Consider the following 17,014-nt stretch of genomic DNA (forward strand, 5'->3'; position numbering starts at 1 on the left):
TAATGCACAATAAAAATAAGCGAGGAACCAGAGATGTTATATTTTTTAAATGATTATTCCGAAGGTGCACATGAAAAAGTGCTTCAGCACCTGATCGATACCAATATGGAGCAGCTTCCGGGCTATGGAACCGACCATTACTGTGAAGAAGCAAAAGAAAAGATTAAGAAGGCATGTGGCTGTGAGGACGCAGAAGTCTTTTTGCTGATCGGTGGCACGCAGACCAATCAGATTGTCATTGACACAATGTTACAGCCATATGAGGGTGTTGTAGCGGCTCAGACAGGGCATGTGAGTACGCATGAGGCCGGTGCGATTGAATTTACCGGACATAAAGTGCTGACACTTCCGGAAAAGAATGGAAAAATCTGTGCGGCAGACCTGAAGAATCTGGTTGAGACATTCTATGGGGATGAGAATCATGAACATATGGTATTTCCGGGAATGGTATATATCTCTCATCCGACAGAGTATGGAACTCTGTATACAAAAGAAGAACTGACAGCTCTCTCAGTCGTATGCAGAGAATATAAACTTCCTCTTTTCATGGACGGAGCAAGACTGATCTATGGCCTTGTCAGCAAAGAGACAGATGTAACATTGCAGGATATTGCAAAACTTTGTGATGTGTTTTATATCGGAGGAACCAAGGCTGGGGCACTGTGCGGTGAAGCTGTTGTATTTACAGGAGACAGTATGCCGAAACATTTTCTTACAAGAGTCAAACAACATGGCGCGCTCCTGGCAAAAGGCAGACTTGTAGGCGTGCAGTTTGATGCTCTTTTTACAGATGATCTTTATCTGGAAGTTGGACGAAATGCGATTGAGACGGCAGCAGTTCTCAAGGAGGGACTTAAGGAAAAAGACTATCAGTTTTACATCGATTCCCCTACTAATCAGCAGTTTGTAGTCCTGGAGAACAGCCGTATGGAAGAGCTGAAAAAAGAGGTTCAGTTCAGCTTCTGGGAAAAAGCGGATGATACACATACCGTAGTCAGATTTGCAACAAGCTGGGCAACCAGAATGGAAGATGTGGAGAAACTTCTTTCACTGTTATAGATTGTAAAAACACTTTTTTTATCGTATAATAAAACTATTCAGGTGATGAAAAAAGGGAGGTAGAACATGAAGAAACACAGCAAACGTCTGCTGACTATAGCAGCACTGGTTACGACAACAACTGCCACTATCCATATTATAAATAAAGTGATCGCAGCATCCGCCTGTCTGAAGGAAATGCTGGATACTGATGTGAGAAATTATTATCACTGGCGATTTGGTGATATCTATTATACAAAAAAAGGCAAAGGCAGCCCGATCCTTCTGATCCATGACATGCTTCCGGGTGGATCCGGATTTGAATGGAGCCGTATTGAGGATGATCTTGCACTGGAACATACCGTGTATAACATTGATCTTCCTGGATGTGGACGTTCTGAGAAGCCAGGTATGACCTATACAAACTTTGTTTATGTACAGGCAATCTGTGATTTCATCAAGAATGTGATCGGAGAGAAAACAGACGTGATCGTGAATGGCTATGCAGGTTCATTTGTTGTAATGGCATGCCATAATGAAAAACAGCTTTTTAATAAGATCATGATGGTGAATCCGGTAAGTCTTTCCAGCCTGAAACAAATGCCTGGAAAGAAAGAAAAACTGCTTCGCAAATGCCTGGAAATTCCTGTATTTGGAACGTTGGTTTACCATATGGTCGTATCAAGAGATGCAATCAATAACGAATTCATCGAGAATTATGCATTCGATCCATTCCATCCGGACAGAGATCTGCAGGATGCTTATTATGAAGCAGCACACAGAGGTGGATGCTATGCGAAGAATGTTTATGCAAACAAGGCTTCTAAGTACATGAATATTGACATTACCCGTGCACTCAAAGAGATTGATAACAGCCTTTATATTGTAGAAGGTGAAGCTGAGAACAACGGTGAGGCTATTATAGAAGCGTACCAGAATGTAAATCCTTCTGTAGAAGCAGTAATACTTAAGGAAACTAAGCATTTTCCACATGTGGAAGTTCCGGAACAGTTTCTGGAGCAGGTTGGAATCTTCTTTTAAAGAATGAAAAAGCTAATTAAATAAACACAAATAAAGAGAACTCATATCCGAGCGGCAGCCTCTTGAAAATTGATTTTGAGGCAGTATAGTTACGGATATGAGTTCTTTTTTATGAAAATATTTTCAAAATCAGCGCTGACGCTTATATTTTGAGACGGCCAGGATTATGGTAAGGAATGCCAGTGTGAACATAACTTCAATTCCCATAGACTTCCAGATATCAACAGCGATATCAACGGAAACTGTGCGATATTGGGAAAGTGTTTCATTGATGCTTTCATACCAGTAAACCGGCAGGAACTGTGCAATCTTCAGAACTTTTTTGTCCATAATACTCATGGGCACGAAAACACCGGATAAAAAGCACATGCCAAGAGAAACAATATTGGAAATTCCGCTGAGCATGTTGCTGTTTTTTATGAAAAGGCCGAGCAGGTAGGACAGCGACAGTGCGACTGTCATCATCAGGAATGTGTTCAGAAGATAGTAGAGCAGAACACGGGAAGCCAGAAAATCTTTCTGATACATGATAACTGCACCGATGATAGCAATCAGCCATAATCCGAAACCGAGTGTAAACATGGCGAGGAGTCCTTCCAGATTCTGACGGCGTATGGATATGGCAGAAGCCTGCATACGTTTTTGGATGTCTTCTTTCTGGAAGGCAAGCAGAAGATATCCCATGGAGTAACAAAGTACAGCCAGAAACAGATAAGGGACATAGCGGAAATAATAGGTATATCCCGGAGTTTCGGTTATGGTCGTCGCATCCTGATACATGGAAACTTCGGCTGTGGGCTGGACAAGAGCCGCCTTTGATGCTTCTTCCTGAGAAAAGCCGGCTGAGATGTAAGTGCGTATATTGTTCAGCCATGCGTTAATCTGCTGGTCTACATAGAAGGAAGTGTAAGAACCTGGAACCTTTGTGACAGAGATTGGGGTGCCTTGTACAATGCAGGTTTCATAAAAATTTTTCGGAATTTGTACAATATATTCTGTGTTTCGGTAGTAAAGTTCTTCCTGCATCACAGCAGGATCGCTGGAAATTTCGGATACGTTATGTATGGTTCCGAGATAATCGGTGAGTGCATGAGAAAGGATGCTGTCATCCTGATCAGCAACTGCAACGTTTACGCTGGTTTTCTGGAAGTCTTCGAGACGGTCTTTACGGGCGGCAGCCTGAAGAGCCATGGCAACGGAGAAAAAGATAACCAGATAGATGCTTACCAGGCCAAGATTCTTTTTTAATATTTTCATATAGCCTTTAAATACTGTCATAGCGATTCCTCCTGATCAGTAAAAATGAAGCAAGTACAAAAATGATGCTCATGCCAGCCAGTGTAATGAGATTCCGGTAATAGCGAGCGGGATCATCGTAAACATTGATACAGTAAAAAGCATCTGAGATCAGAGCTGCGGGATTGATCCGGTTGATGATCGGGGCATGTTTTTCCACAAGATCTTTCATGGAGCTGTTCATAAGCCCGGAAAGGAAACTGCATACCATGGAAAGCGCAAGGATAATGGCAACTTTAATGCCTTCGCTTATTTTTCCGAGACTGCCGACAAAAATTCCCATTGAAACACCGATCAGACTTCCAAACAGGGAGATGATAAGCATTTTTCCCATCTGCCCCTGGAAATCAAGCTTTAAAATATTGCGGAGATAGATAAGCAGGATGATTACATCAATGTAACCAAGCAGGAAAGATGCAATCTGTTCCGACAGGATCAGTTTGAGCTTATGGGTAGGAGTAACACAACGCCTTGCCGCCAGAGCCGTTAAATTGGCCTGTAACGTGATTGCAGATCCAAAGCCGATAAAGCATCCATACAGACATGCCATGGCGATTAGAGCGTAGAAAAACTGCGAATTACCATCAATTGTTTTTCCACCCAGAGAAATCTCCTGTACCAGTTCACGGGTATCTGCCATCTGTGAAAGACCATCCAGAATTCCGGAAGGGTGGTTTTTCATGATACTTTGGATGGTGTGCAGGCTGTTGCTGTAGCTTTCCAGAACAGACTGCAGGATACTTTCCGGTATGCCGTGTGCATTAACCATCAGGGACGGTGTCATTTTATTGTAATAAATACCGGATATTTTCTTAGCTTTTAAGGCAGCAAGAGCTGTATCTTCGTCCATTTCCCGGATATTTAACAGATCGGGATCACTTTTTTCAATCTGTTCAATGTAGAAACTGAACAGGGGATTGCTGTCAGTTTCCTGTACCATAGCGACCTGAACAGTTTCGAAATCTGCGTCATTCAGATTTCCAAAGGCGAAAAAGAAGAATGTTCCGAGAATCAGAGGAAAGACAAGCGGCCAGAAGGTCATGTTAAAATTCCGGAATTTGACCAGAATATTATATTTTATTAAATGGAACATAAAAAATCCTTTCTGCTAGTTTTTATACACGTTTTTGCATAATTATACAAAATGCTTTCTGGAGTATATTGTATGAAAATGTCAAAAAGTATTAATCGCGAAGCTGTTTTCCTGTAATCTCCAGAAAAACATCATTCAAAGTCGGAAGCTCAGAAAAAACTCTTCCGAAAGTAATGTCCTGACTCTGGAGATAATTCAGGAGTCGTATCAGATTATGTTGAGCACCGGTACAGCGGAGCGTGAGAATCTGGTTTTCATAATGAATATCAAATACATGTGGAAGGTTGCGGATATTCTGCAAATGTTTTTCTTCCAGAGGAATTGCCTCCACAGTGATAGTTTCACCGGTTTTGATCATTTTTTTCAATTCTTCGGTGGTTCCGGAAGCAATCACGCGTCCATGGTCCATAATAGCAATGCGTGTACAGATCTGTTCGACTTCTTCCATGTAATGGGAAGTATAAATAATCGTGGAACCCTGCTCGTTCAGTTTCTGGATACCCTCAAGAATCTTATTGCGGCTTTGCGGGTCAACTGCTACAGTAGGTTCGTCCAGAATGATGAGGCGTGGCTTGTGGGCGATTCCACAGGCGATATTCAGTCTTCGTAAAAGGCCACCGGAAAGTTTTTTTGGACGCATTTTGCAGTAATCTTCAAGTCCGACAAACTGAATGGCCTCATCTACCAGTTCTTTCCTTTTTTTCTTATCCGATATGTATAATCCGCAAAAATAATCAATGTTTTCATATACAGTCAGTTCGTCAAAAACAGCGACATTTTGCAGAACGATACCAATCTGTTTCTTGGCTTCGTAATTATCAGGGCTCATGGACTGTCCGAAGACTTCAATCGTGCCTTTATCATATTTTAAAAGAGAGAGCAGGCAATTGATCGCGGTGGTCTTTCCGGAGCCGTTAGGACCGAGCAATCCAAAAATCTCACCTTCGTGGATATCCAGGTTCAGATGATTTAAGGCAACCAGATCGCCATATCGTTTTACCAGATTTTCTATATGAATCATAATAATTCCTCCCGGTAGTAAGTGATTTGATTGACATGCAGACATTTGTATGCGTTTGCATGATTATACTATAAAATAAATTGTACAAAATACCAAGTGCATGATGTCATGGAAAAGATATGACATTTGTCACTTTGAGGCGCTCGGAATGTGTTATATTATTATATTATAGTGAAAAACAGGACGAAGTATAAAAGCTTTTTGCATGGATATTAAAAAACTTTATAAAAAGTTATGAGATAGGAGAGATATGGGATATTTTCAAGACACAGGTGTAGTATTTCTGTATGGCCTGGCGGCATTGCTATGGATTGATCTGGACAGAGCGTTTATTTTTGCATTTCTCTGGACTTTGATTCTGATATGCGAAATCTATTTTCTACAAAGAAAAGAGATAAAGATCATTACCTGTGCAATGTTTTTGGTATCAGCAGCATTTGTGCCGGAGGTGAGCCTTTTTTATCCTGTGCTGATCTATATATTGCTGAAAGAAGGAAACTGGCAGATCGCTTTTACGGGAATCATGGCTGGTATATATTTTTTATTGAATTATAAAAGTCCGCAGAAAGGTTTAATGGCAGATTTTTTACTCGGAAGTCTGACAGCGGCGATATTAGAGAAAAAAACGCGTAAGTACAATAAAAAGGACAATGAAATACGCCGAATTATGGACACGGGAGAAGAAAAAACGATTCTTCTGTCGGAAAAAAACAGGGCATTGGCAGAGAAGCAAAATTCTGAAATTTATGCGGCAACACTTCGCGAAAGAAACCGAATTGCAAGAGAAATACATGATAATGTAGGCCATGTATTATCGAGAACAATTCTTTTGACAGGTGCTATAAGGGCCATAAATAAGGATCCAAATCTGGATAATCTGTTGACAGGATTGGACGGTTCACTTAATTCTGCGATGAACAGTATTCGTTCCAGTGTACACGATCTTCATGATGATGCGATTAATCTTGAAGAAACAATAAAGAACATTATTTCGGACTTTAAAAGAGAAAATGTAGAAATGGAATATGATATGTCCGAAATAATACCCAGTAATATAAAATACTGCTTTATTAGCATTACAAAGGAAGCACTGTCGAATGCTGATAAATATAGCAATGCGACACGAATAAAAATTACAATGAGAGAGCATCCGGCGATGTATCAGCTTTGCATTAAAGATAACGGAAAAGGGTGCCGGGATTATGCTGAAAATTCAACGGGAATAGGACTGAAAAATATGCAGGAACGTGTTACAGCATTAAATGGAACGTTACAGATCGATGGAGAAAAAGGATTTCAGATTTTTATTATAATCCCTAAACAGACTAAATGGAATCTCAGGGAAAATGAGGGTTTATAAAACATGAAAATTGTAATAGTGGATGATGATTGCCTGGTTACAGAGGCTTTGAAAACAATCCTGGGTATTAATGAAGATATACAGGTGGTTGCAACTGGAACAGATGGCAGGGAAGCGGTAGAGCTGTTTGAAATACATAAACCAGATGTGTTGTTGATGGATATTCGAATGAAAAATATGAATGGCCTGGAAGCTTCCGGGAAAATATTAAAAGAAAATCCAGAGGCAAATATATTACTTCTTACTACATTTCTGGATGACGAGTATATTGTAAAAGCGCTTCGGCTTGGAGCAAAAGGTTATTTACTTAAGCAGGATTATGCAAATATTCTACCGGCTATTCGTGCGGTATATTCGGGACAGACAGTATTTGGGCAGGAAATAATGTCCAAAATACCGGACTTAATACAAGAAAAAGCAGGATTTGACTATAATTCCTGCGAAATTAATGAAAGAGAGAAAGAGATTATCTGCCTGATTGCAAATGGGTACAGCAACAAAGAAATCGCAGCGAAAATGTATTTGAGCGAAGGAACAGTTCGGAACTATTTGAGTGCGATTTTGGATAAATTGCAGCTCCGCGATAGAACACAGGTGGCGATTTTTTACTATAAGCACGGTGATATGCACGAATAATATACAACTCGAGAATGTATATTTATAAATGAAATATGCATTCTCAAGAAGGACAAGAATAAGAAAACAGAGTAAAAAGAGACGATAAAAGGGTACGAAAACAAACGATGATGGATGCGAATATGCACAGATGCACAAGAAAGACGGATGATATGAAGATATTTTGAAGACAATATACTATAGTTGAGTAAATAAATGAATTAAAAATGAGAGGATAAAAAGACATTTGTACTTGAAAGAAAGACACTCCGACTTATGCCTTTTTGAAAATAAATAAAACAGAAAATTCAAATGAAACAATGGAATATTCAGAAAACATTATAAAAAGTGTATAAATTACGAGGGCGTGATATTAGAATAGCTGGCTGATTCCTAAAATGTTTATGCAAAATGTTTTTTGGCATTGGCAATTTACGATGATTAAATGCCAGATATTATGAATTATTGGTTATACTTTTCGACTATTGCTTGTTCTATGGCATTGGCAATTTAATGTGCTTGAAATGTCTAATGTTGTGGATCTGCGTGCGTAGCCATGACTTTTACACAGATAATCTATGAGATGTTTACGCAAATATCCTGAGTTGTTACAATTTGCCATGAGTAAAATGCTTGTTTGTATAGACATACTTTTCGAATTGTTGATTTCCGTAATGCTCGATGTTTGATGTAATATATCCCATATCATTAAAAGGTTGTTTGCTATGCCTGATAGATGATTTCATGATTTGCGTAGCTATGGAGCTGTTAAGTACTGATTATTGTAATGCTTTAAGTGAAATATCTTACGGTATTGGGCACTTTACTATGCACAAAAGCTGGATATTGTGATTGCCTGGTTATGGCTTTTGACTACTAATTTTTGCAATGTTTCACGTGAAACATTTACCAGAGGTGGCTCGTTGTCTGAAAAAAGCGATTCCTTCTGGCCACCGCGATTCTCCTTAGATACGGGTATAAACAGCAATGAAAAAGAACTGTGCTGCAACATTCTGCAGGAGTTCATGGGAGTTCTTAGAGATGTTCTGACTGCGTAATACATAATAATTACACTGTGTGAGCGAAGCGAGTTTGTGATTATTATGTATGTTCCTGGCAGACAGGTTATCTCATAGAACTTCCGAACGACGAAGCCGTTGCAATCACAGTTCTTTATACATTGCGTGAATAATACCCGAGTAAGTCTGATTTTTTGTTTTTGAGTCTATAATATTTCACGTAAATATCCTGAGTTGTTGGAACTTGCCATGAGTAAAGTGCTTGTTTGCATAGACATACCTTTCGAATTGCCGACTTCCGTAATGCTCGATGTTGAATGTGAAATACCCCATATTATTAGAAGATTGTTTGTTATGCCTGATAAATGCTTTCATGATTTGCGTAGTTATAGGGTTCGTTAAGTGCTAATCATTGTAATACTTTAAATGAAATGCCTTACGATATTGGGCGCTTTATTATGCGCAAAAGCTGGATATTGTGATTGCCTGGTTATGGCTTTTGACTACTAATTTTTGCAATGTTTCACGTAAAACATTTACCAGCGGTGGCTCGTTATCTGAAAAAAGCGATTCCTTCTGGCCACCGCGATTCTCCTTAGATACGGGTATAAACAGCAATGAAAAAGAACTGTGCTGCAACATTCTGCAGGAGTTCATGGGAGTTCTTAGAGATGTTCTGACTGCGTAATACATAATAATTACACTGTGTGAGCGAAGCGAGTTTGTGATTATTATGTATGTTCCTGGCAGACAGGTTATCTCATAGAACTTCCGAACGACGAAGCCGTTGCAATCACAGTTCTTTATACATTGCGTGAATAATACCCGAGTAAGTCTGATTTTTTGTTTTTGAGTCTATAGTATTTCACGTAAATATCCTGAGTTATTACAATTTGCTATGAGTAAAATGCTTGTTTGTACAGATACATTTTTCGGATTGCTGATTTCCGCAATGTTCGATGTTGAATGTGAAATACCCTATATTATTAGAAGTTTGTTTGTTATGCCTGATAAATCTTTCATGATTTACGTAGCTATGGGTTCGTTAAGTGCTGATCATTGTAATGCTTTAAGTGAAATATCTTACGGTATTGGGCACTTTACTATGCACAAAAGCTGGATATTGTGATTGCCTGGTTATGACTTTTGGCTACTAATTTTTGCAATGTTTCACGTGAAACATTTACCAGCGGTGGCTCGTTATCTGAAAAAAGCGATTCCTTCTGACCACCGCGATTCCCCTTAGATACGGGTATAAACAGCAATAAAAAAGAACTGTGCTGCAACATTCTGCAGGAGTTCATGGAAGTTCTTAGAGATGTTCTGACTGCGTAATACATAATAATCACACTGTGTGAGCGAAGCGAGTTTGTGATTATTATGTATGCTCCTGGCAGACAGGTTATCTCATAGAACTTTCGAACGACGAAGCCGTTACAGAGACAGTTCTTTATACATTGCGTGAACAATACCCGAGTCCTTCTATTCACTCTTTGTCAAATATAAACAATAATCCACCGAAAACTTTCTCCTTTTTTAATGTTTCACGTGAAACATTTTGTGGAACAATAATATTAAAAGTGTTATAATATCAACAGTACGCTATACTTCAAACAATCTATGTATAGTTTTGATATCCCGAAGGGAGGATGAATCTTGGGAAGAGTAATAGCAGTAGCAAATCAGAAAGGTGGAGTTGGTAAATCAACTACCGCAATTAATCTTTCTGCTTGTCTTGCCGAAAAAGGTAAAAAAGTTCTTGCGATAGATATTGATCCGCAGGGGAATACTACAAGTGGACTGGGAGTAGATAAAAATAATGTTGAGAATACATTATATGAGTTACTCCTTGGGGAAGCAGAAGCAAAAAACACCATTGTCAAAGATGTGGTTGAAAATGTGGATCTGATTCCTTCTAATGTAAATTTATCTGGAGCAGAGATTGAACTGATTGGTGTGGATGATAAGGAATACATCATGAAACGAATCATAGACAAGGTTCGTAGAAAATATGATTATATTATCATGGACTGCCCGCCGTCTTTGAATATGCTTACAATCAATGCTCTGACAGCTGCCAATTCTGTATTGGTTCCGATTCAGTGCGAGTACTATGCACTGGAAGGTCTGTCCCAGCTGATACATACAATTGATCTGGTAAAGGAACGTTTGAATAAGAAACTTGTCATGGAAGGCGTTGTCTTTACTATGTATGATGCAAGAACTAATCTTTCTCTGCAGGTTGTAGAAAATGTAAAAGATAATCTTCAGCAGAATATCTACAAAACAATCATTCCGAGAAATGTCAGACTGGCAGAGGCACCAAGTTATGGTCAGCCAATTACCTTGTATGACAGCAGATCATCAGGAGCAGAGGCATATCGTCTGCTTGCAGAAGAAGTAATCAACAGGGAGGGCGAATAATGGCTGGAAAGAAATCAGGACTTGGTAGAGGCCTGGATGCATTGTTTCCGGAAAAAACAGTGCAAAATAAACCGAAAACAGTAAAAACTGTAAAGCCGACCAAACCAGTTATAAGTGAAGAAAGCAAATCCAGTCAACAGGAAAACGGAACGGGTGAGAGAATGATGAAAATATCCATGATTGAACCGAACCGTGAACAGCCACGCAAGAAATTTGATGAAGATGCACTTTTGGAATTATCTGAGTCCATTAAACAGTATGGAATTTTGCAACCACTTCTCGTGTCCGATAAGAAGGACTACTATGAAATAGTTGCAGGAGAGAGACGCTGGCGTGCAGCCAAGATGGCAGGACTCAAAGAAGTGCCGGTAGTTGTCAAAGAGTTTTCATCACAGGAAATAGTGGAAATTTCTCTTATTGAAAATATTCAGAGAGAAGATCTGAATCCGGTTGAAGAAGCGATGGCATATAAACGTCTGATTGATGAATTTCATTTAAAACAGGATGAAATTGCAGAGAGAGTTTCAAAGAGCCGTACGGCGGTTACAAATTCTATGAGACTTTTGAAACTTGATTCTCGTGTACAGCAGATGATGGTGGATGAAATGATTTCAGCAGGACATGCGCGTGCAATTCTTGCGATTTCAGATCCGGAAAAACAGTTTAATGCAGCTATGAAAGTGTTTGATGAGAAACTGAGTGTACGCGAGACAGAAAAGTTGGTAAAAAACATTCTTGCACCGGCTAAGAAGAAAAAAGTTACTTCTGATCCAACAGAAGATGCAATTTATGAAAGCCTGGAAGAAAAAATGAAAGGTATTACGGGAACCAGAGTCTTTATTCACAGAAAGAAAAACAACAAGGGAAAGATTGAAATAGAATATTATTCCAGAGATGATTTGGAGAGAATTATTGATTTATTTGATTCCATTGGTTAAAAGGGGTATGATATGAGTACAATTTTTGATAGTATTGGTATTGATCCTGGAATAATCATTATCATATTACTTGTCGTTGTTGTCATATTGATTGGAGTGCTGATCAGTAATGGAATGCGATTAACACGACTGGAACGTAAATATAAAATGTTTATGAAGGGAAGCGATGCCCAGTCGCTGGAAAAGACTTTTGTTCGTAAATTTGCGCAGATTGACAAACTATACGAAGCAAAAGAAGACCATGAGCATGCGATAAAAGCATTGGAACAGCATTTTAATGTGATCTTCAGCAAATATGGTGTGGAAAAATATGATGCATTTGATGATGTTGGAGGAAAGCTGAGTTTTACTCTGGCATTACTGGACAAAGAAAACACAGGTATCATTCTTAATGCCGTTCACAGCAGAGATAACTGTTTCCTTTATCTGAAGGAAATTGTAAAAGGTGAATCCTATGTAATGCTCAGCCAGGAAGAAGTGGAAGCACTTCGTAAGGCTGTGAATTTCGGATTGGCAGATATAAGTGAAGAAGAAAAAAATATAGAAAAATAAAGAAGACAGACAAACATCTGTCAGGAGGAGAATCATGTTAGACATTAAATTTGTAAGAGAAAATCCAGAAGTTGTAAAACAGAATATCAGAAACAAATTCCAGGACAGCAAACTGGAACTGGTAGACAAAGTTATTGAGCTGGACAAAGAGAACCGTGAGATCAAACAGGAAGTAGAAGCTCTCAGAGCAGAAAGAAACAAAATCTCCAAACAGATTGGTGCTCTGATGGGACAGGGAAAACGCGAAGAAGCAGAAGAGGTTAAAAAACAGGTTGCTGCATCCGGAGCAAGAATTGATGAGCTTTCTGCAAGAGAAAAAGAAGTAGAGGAAGAACTTCTTAAAAATATGATGGTTATCCCGAATATCATCGATCCTTCTGTACCGATTGGTAAAGATGACAGTGAAAACGTAGAAATCGAAAAATTTGGTGAGCCGGTTGTTCCGGATTATGAAATCCCATATCATACAGATATTATGGAAAGCTTTGATGGAATTGATCTGGACAGTGCAAGACGTGTTGCTGGTAACGGATTCTATTATCTTATGGGTGACATTGCAAGACTTCACTCTGCAGTTATCGCATATGCACGTGACTTTATGATTAATCGTGGATTTACCTACTGTGTACCACCTTTCATGATCAGAAGCAATGTTGTAACAGGAGTTATGAGTTTTGCAGAAATGGATGCCATGATGTACAAAATCGAAGGTGAAGATCTGTACCTGATCGGAACAAGTGAACATTCTATGATTGGTAAATTCATCGATCAGATCGTTCCGGAAGAAGAACTTCCGAAGACTCTGACAAGCTACTCTCCATGTTTCCGTAAAGAAAAAGGAGCGCATGGACTGGAGGAGAGAGGCGTTTATCGTATTCATCAGTTCGAAAAACAGGAAATGATCGTTGTCTGCAAACCAGAAGAAAGCCCGATGTGGTTTGATAAACTGTGGCAGAACACTGTAGATCTGTTCCGCTCTCTGGATATTCCGGTTCGTACACTGGAATGCTGCTCCGGTGACCTGGCAGACCTCAAAGTAAAATCTCTGGACGTAGAAGCATGGTCTCCAAGACAGAAGAAATACTTCGAAGTAGGAAGCTGCTCTAATCTGGGAGATGCACAGGCTCGTCGTCTGAGAATCCGTGTAAATGGAAAAGACGGTAAAAAATACCTTGCTCATACCTTAAACAATACTGTAGTAGCACCTCCGAGAATGCTGATCGCATTCCTGGAAAATAACCTGAATGCTGATGGATCCGTAAATATTCCGGAAGCTCTGCAGCCATACATGGGCGGCATGAAGAAGATTGAGAAAAAGACCCGCGCATAAGGGCATGGAGGTGTACTTTTGCACAGCTTTTTAAAAGCAGTTGGCTTTTCTAAAGTGAACAGACGGGAAGAGATGAAAGAGATCATTCTGGATGTTATCAAAAACTACGATGAGAAAAAAATCGTAGAAGATCATCCAGATGGTGTCTTTGCTGAATTTTCCAGATGTTATGGAAGCGACTGTGGAATTACTGTCTGTGGTCAGTATGATGATGACAACAGGTTTCACGTGGAATATTATTATCCTTTTTTCAGAGGATCCGGGGTAACGACCCAGGAGCCGGTGACAGTAGAGAGGCATGCAGACAAAGATGCTTTTTCTGGCGCCTGTGATGATCTGAGAATTGGAATTACTTTGATTTTTTACCTTCAAAATGCTGCTGAGTATATGAAGGAACGAAAAAAACAGGAAATAGGAAATCAGGCATTGACGTTATCTGGATTAGCAGGGGAAGGAAAAATTCTTTTCCCTGTTTTAAAGGATAAAGAGGCTGTCAAGGTTGAAAAAGAAAGTACCAAAAACAGAAGTTCGCTGATTGCAGCTGCCAGAAATGGTGATGAGGAAGCAATGGAGAGCCTTACTATGGAAGAAATGGATACGTACTCTATGTTGTCAAACAGAATTGTACATGAAGACATTTTATCTATAGTAGATTCCTATTTTATGCCATATGGTATTCAATGCGATCAATATAGTATCCTGGGAGAAATTGTGGATCTTCATTTTGTACAGAATGATATTACAGATGAAGAACTCATCCAGATGACGTTGGAGAGCAACAATATGCAGTTTGATGTTTGCATTAACCGGGCAGACCTTCTGGGTGATCCGGCAATAGGAAGACGGTTCAAAGGAACGATATGGCTTCAGGGCAGACTGCATTTTTAGAATAGAGGATTGGAAAGTGTTTATAAAACTGGATAATAGTAAAGGCAGGCAGAGATGGACAAATTATTTCTGCCTGTTCATTTCGTTACTGCTTCTTTTATTTGTTTTTTGCAATCGGACAACGATTTTGGAAAATGATACAGAATTCAGTGCGAAATTTAAAATAGCAAGTATTGCAGCATTCTGGGTGATTGGGATTGCGCTTATTTTTATCAGATTAGATTTCGGTGAAAAATGGAATCGAATTTTAAATATTTTATACATATTTTTGGCACCATGCTACATATTTATAAATATGGAGATTGCGATTTTCAGTAAAGAGAGCAGTTTTCGAGGCCTGGAGATCCCGTTGCTGCTATTTAACCTGGTACTGATTTTTGTAATCGAACTTGTATTTATTGTTCTTACAAATCATGTACGTCTTGGTGCGGATATCTGTGCATTTATCTGTGTTGGATTTGATGTTGTAAATCATTTTGTATATGAGTTCAGGGGAACACCGGTTATGGCTTCAGACATTGCAACTGTTGGAACTGCAATGGAAGTCGCTGATGGCTATCAGATATCATTTAATTTTTACACAACACTCGCAGTTATTTTGATGTTTGATTTTATGTTGATCGGACGAACCCTGAAATGCGAGCGCTTTTTCAAAAAAGGAGTTCAGCGTCTTTGTGGCATTGCAGTAATGGCAGTTGTTTGTGTACTGGGAACAACAAAGGTTGTTATGACAGACTATGTAACAAATCTTGGCCTTTATCTGAGCCTGTTTCAGCCATTGACCAGTTATGAGAAATATGGAAGCATTGCATGCTTTTCAAGAAGTATTAAGCTGTCTGTGCCGGAAAAACCAGAGGGATACAGCCTGGAGAAGGTAGAAGAAATTACTTCTCGCTATACTTCCGATACAGTAGACAGCAGTAAAAAGAACCCCAATATTATTGTGGTAATCAATGAGGCCTTTTCTGATCCGCAGGTGCTTGGGAAAATTGAAACGAATGAAGATTATATGCCATTTATTCATGGATTGATGGAGAGTGGCAATACAGTAAGTGGAACTACGTATGCTTCGGTTGCCGGCGGTCAGACTGCAAATACCGAGTATGAATTTCTGACCGGAAACTCTATGGCATTTCTTCCAAAAGGTGCAGTAGCTTTTCAGCTGTTTGTAAAACATGAAATGCCATCAATTGTTACAGAACTGAAAAGCGAAGGTTACACGGGAAACACAGCAATTCATTTGCAGAAGCCACGAAATTATAATCGTGATAAGGTGTATCCAATGCTGGGATTTGATAAGTTCTATGATTATCTGAATATTGAAGTTCCTTTTGTAAAGATGCGAAATAACGGAACGGACCAGTGTACGTACGATAATATGACGCATGATTATGAAAAATTCAGAGAGAATTCAGATGCTCCGTATTTTGGATATACCATGACGATACAGAATCACAGCTCTTATGATGTGCCATTTGATAATTTTGATGATAAGAGAATTACGGTAGATAATGTAGAAGCACCAGATGTTGGTTATTATCTGAGTCTGATCAAATACTCGGATGATGCATTCAAAAATCTGGTTGAGTATTATGAGAACGTAGATGAGCCGACGGTCATTCTTCTTACCGGTGATCACCAGCCCAGAATTAAAGATGCTTCAATGGCTGCAATCACAAATGGGGAGTATGAAAACTGGAACGATGAAGAAATGATGAAGCGTTATGCGGTGCCATTTGTTATCTGGTCCAATTATGGACTGGAAAAGAAAACGGTTGAAAAAACAAGCATGAACTACCTGCAGACGATCCTTATGGATTCGATAGGAAGTGAGCTGACCGGTTTCCAGAAGTTCCAGCAGGATATTCAGAAAGAGATTCCGGTACTGACAGGTAATGGCTACTGGGGTGCGGATGGTAAGTTCTATAGTGCCGATGACAAAACATCTCCATATTATGAATGGATCAAAGATTATGCGATTCTGCAGTATAATGATCTTACAGATTATAAAAATCGTGCAGAAGATTTTTTTGAACTGAAGAAGTAGAAAATGAAACAGTAAAAAGCAATCAGGATGTTAAGTTCTGGTTGCTTTTTTACTGCTGTTTAAGAAATAAATATACAGGTGTATCCTGCGGACATTTATGGTAAAATATTCTTTATAAAATCGCAGGAGGTATTGACATGAGTAAGGTGGTAGATATTATGGGCGTTTCCACAAAGGAAGATAAATTGGAAAGTGTGACGGCTTCTCTGGAAGAACTGAAGGATGCACTCGCAGAGGTGATTGACCAGTATGAAACAGAGGATGAGAACAGTGATAAACTGGATCTTCTGACAGAGGCACTGGACGCGCTGGAAGACGCGTATGATGCACTGAATGATGCAGCGGAATAAAT

General features: G+C 39.3%; 14 protein-coding genes. 11 read left to right on the forward strand and 3 right to left on the reverse strand.

The annotated features are described in order from the left end of the window. Positions 1 to 33 precede the first annotated feature (33 nt). Both KQI91_RS13345 and KQI91_RS13350 read left to right on the forward strand, forming a co-directional pair. A complete protein-coding gene (locus KQI91_RS13345) occupies positions 34 to 1,059 on the forward strand; it encodes a threonine aldolase family protein (RefSeq protein ID WP_216393269.1) in 1,026 nt (341 codons plus the stop codon). Between the two features lie 66 nt (positions 1,060 to 1,125). Beyond that, on the forward strand, positions 1,126 to 2,079 hold the full coding sequence (locus KQI91_RS13350; protein ID WP_216393270.1) for an alpha/beta fold hydrolase: 954 nt from the start codon (positions 1,126 to 1,128) through the stop codon (positions 2,077 to 2,079). A gap of 129 nt (positions 2,080 to 2,208) precedes the next feature. On the opposite strand, the gene KQI91_RS13355 is transcribed toward KQI91_RS13350, so the two are convergent. The 3 genes from KQI91_RS13355 to KQI91_RS13365 all read right to left on the reverse strand — a co-directional run bounded on the left by KQI91_RS13355 (position 2,209) and on the right by KQI91_RS13365 (position 5,489). Then, positions 2,209 to 3,357: an ABC transporter permease gene (locus tag KQI91_RS13355; RefSeq protein ID WP_216393271.1), complete on the reverse strand. Its 1,149-nt coding sequence runs from the start codon at positions 3,355 to 3,357 to the stop codon at positions 2,209 to 2,211. After that, a complete protein-coding gene (locus KQI91_RS13360; protein WP_216393272.1) occupies positions 3,344 to 4,468 on the reverse strand; it encodes an ABC transporter permease in 1,125 nt (374 codons plus the stop codon). The genes KQI91_RS13355 and KQI91_RS13360 overlap by 14 nt, the downstream gene beginning before the upstream one ends. 91 nt (positions 4,469 to 4,559) lie before the next feature. Continuing rightward, positions 4,560 to 5,489: an ABC transporter ATP-binding protein gene (locus KQI91_RS13365; protein WP_216393273.1), complete on the reverse strand. Its 930-nt coding sequence runs from the start codon at positions 5,487 to 5,489 to the stop codon at positions 4,560 to 4,562. 574 nt (positions 5,490 to 6,063) lie between these two features. On the opposite strand from KQI91_RS13365, the gene KQI91_RS13370 reads away from it, so the two are divergent. The 9 genes from KQI91_RS13370 (at position 6,064) to KQI91_RS13410 (ending at position 17,012) form a co-directional block, all read left to right on the forward strand. Continuing rightward, on the forward strand, positions 6,064 to 6,849 hold the full coding sequence (locus tag KQI91_RS13370) for a sensor histidine kinase (RefSeq protein ID WP_253288596.1): 786 nt from the start codon (positions 6,064 to 6,066) through the stop codon (positions 6,847 to 6,849). Positions 6,850 to 6,852: 3 nt separating this feature from the next. Next, entirely contained in the window at positions 6,853 to 7,485 is a 633-nt protein-coding gene (locus KQI91_RS13375) for a response regulator transcription factor (protein WP_216393275.1), read from the forward strand. A gap of 2,654 nt (positions 7,486 to 10,139) precedes the next feature. Continuing rightward, positions 10,140 to 10,907, forward strand: a complete 768-nt coding sequence (locus KQI91_RS13380; RefSeq protein ID WP_216393276.1) for a ParA family protein — start codon at positions 10,140 to 10,142, stop codon at positions 10,905 to 10,907. After that, entirely contained in the window at positions 10,907 to 11,845 is a 939-nt protein-coding gene (locus KQI91_RS13385) for a ParB/RepB/Spo0J family partition protein (protein WP_216393277.1), read from the forward strand. The genes KQI91_RS13380 and KQI91_RS13385 overlap by 1 nt, the downstream gene beginning before the upstream one ends. 12 nt (positions 11,846 to 11,857) lie before the next feature. After that, positions 11,858 to 12,397 (forward strand): DUF4446 family protein, encoded by a 540-nt coding sequence (locus tag KQI91_RS13390; RefSeq protein ID WP_216393278.1) that lies wholly within the window; start codon positions 11,858 to 11,860, stop codon positions 12,395 to 12,397. A gap of 34 nt (positions 12,398 to 12,431) precedes the next feature. Then, positions 12,432 to 13,727, forward strand: coding sequence for a serine--tRNA ligase (serS, locus tag KQI91_RS13395; RefSeq protein ID WP_118252480.1), 1,296 nt, complete (start codon positions 12,432 to 12,434; stop codon positions 13,725 to 13,727). An 18-nt stretch (positions 13,728 to 13,745) separates the two neighbouring features. After that, positions 13,746 to 14,615 carry a DUF3881 family protein gene (locus KQI91_RS13400; protein ID WP_216393279.1) on the forward strand — a complete coding sequence of 290 codons (870 nt, stop codon included), beginning with the start codon at positions 13,746 to 13,748 and terminating at the stop codon, positions 14,613 to 14,615. 349 nt (positions 14,616 to 14,964) lie between these two features. Continuing rightward, on the forward strand, positions 14,965 to 16,662 hold the full coding sequence (locus tag KQI91_RS13405; RefSeq protein ID WP_253288598.1) for an LTA synthase family protein: 1,698 nt from the start codon (positions 14,965 to 14,967) through the stop codon (positions 16,660 to 16,662). Positions 16,663 to 16,799: 137 nt separating this feature from the next. Further along, positions 16,800 to 17,012, forward strand: coding sequence for a hypothetical protein (locus KQI91_RS13410; RefSeq protein WP_216393280.1), 213 nt, complete (start codon positions 16,800 to 16,802; stop codon positions 17,010 to 17,012). Positions 17,013 to 17,014 lie beyond the last annotated feature (2 nt).

This window comes from Blautia sp. MSJ-19 (genome assembly GCF_018918125.1).
Classification (GTDB): Bacteria; Bacillota; Clostridia; order Lachnospirales; family Lachnospiraceae; genus Blautia_A.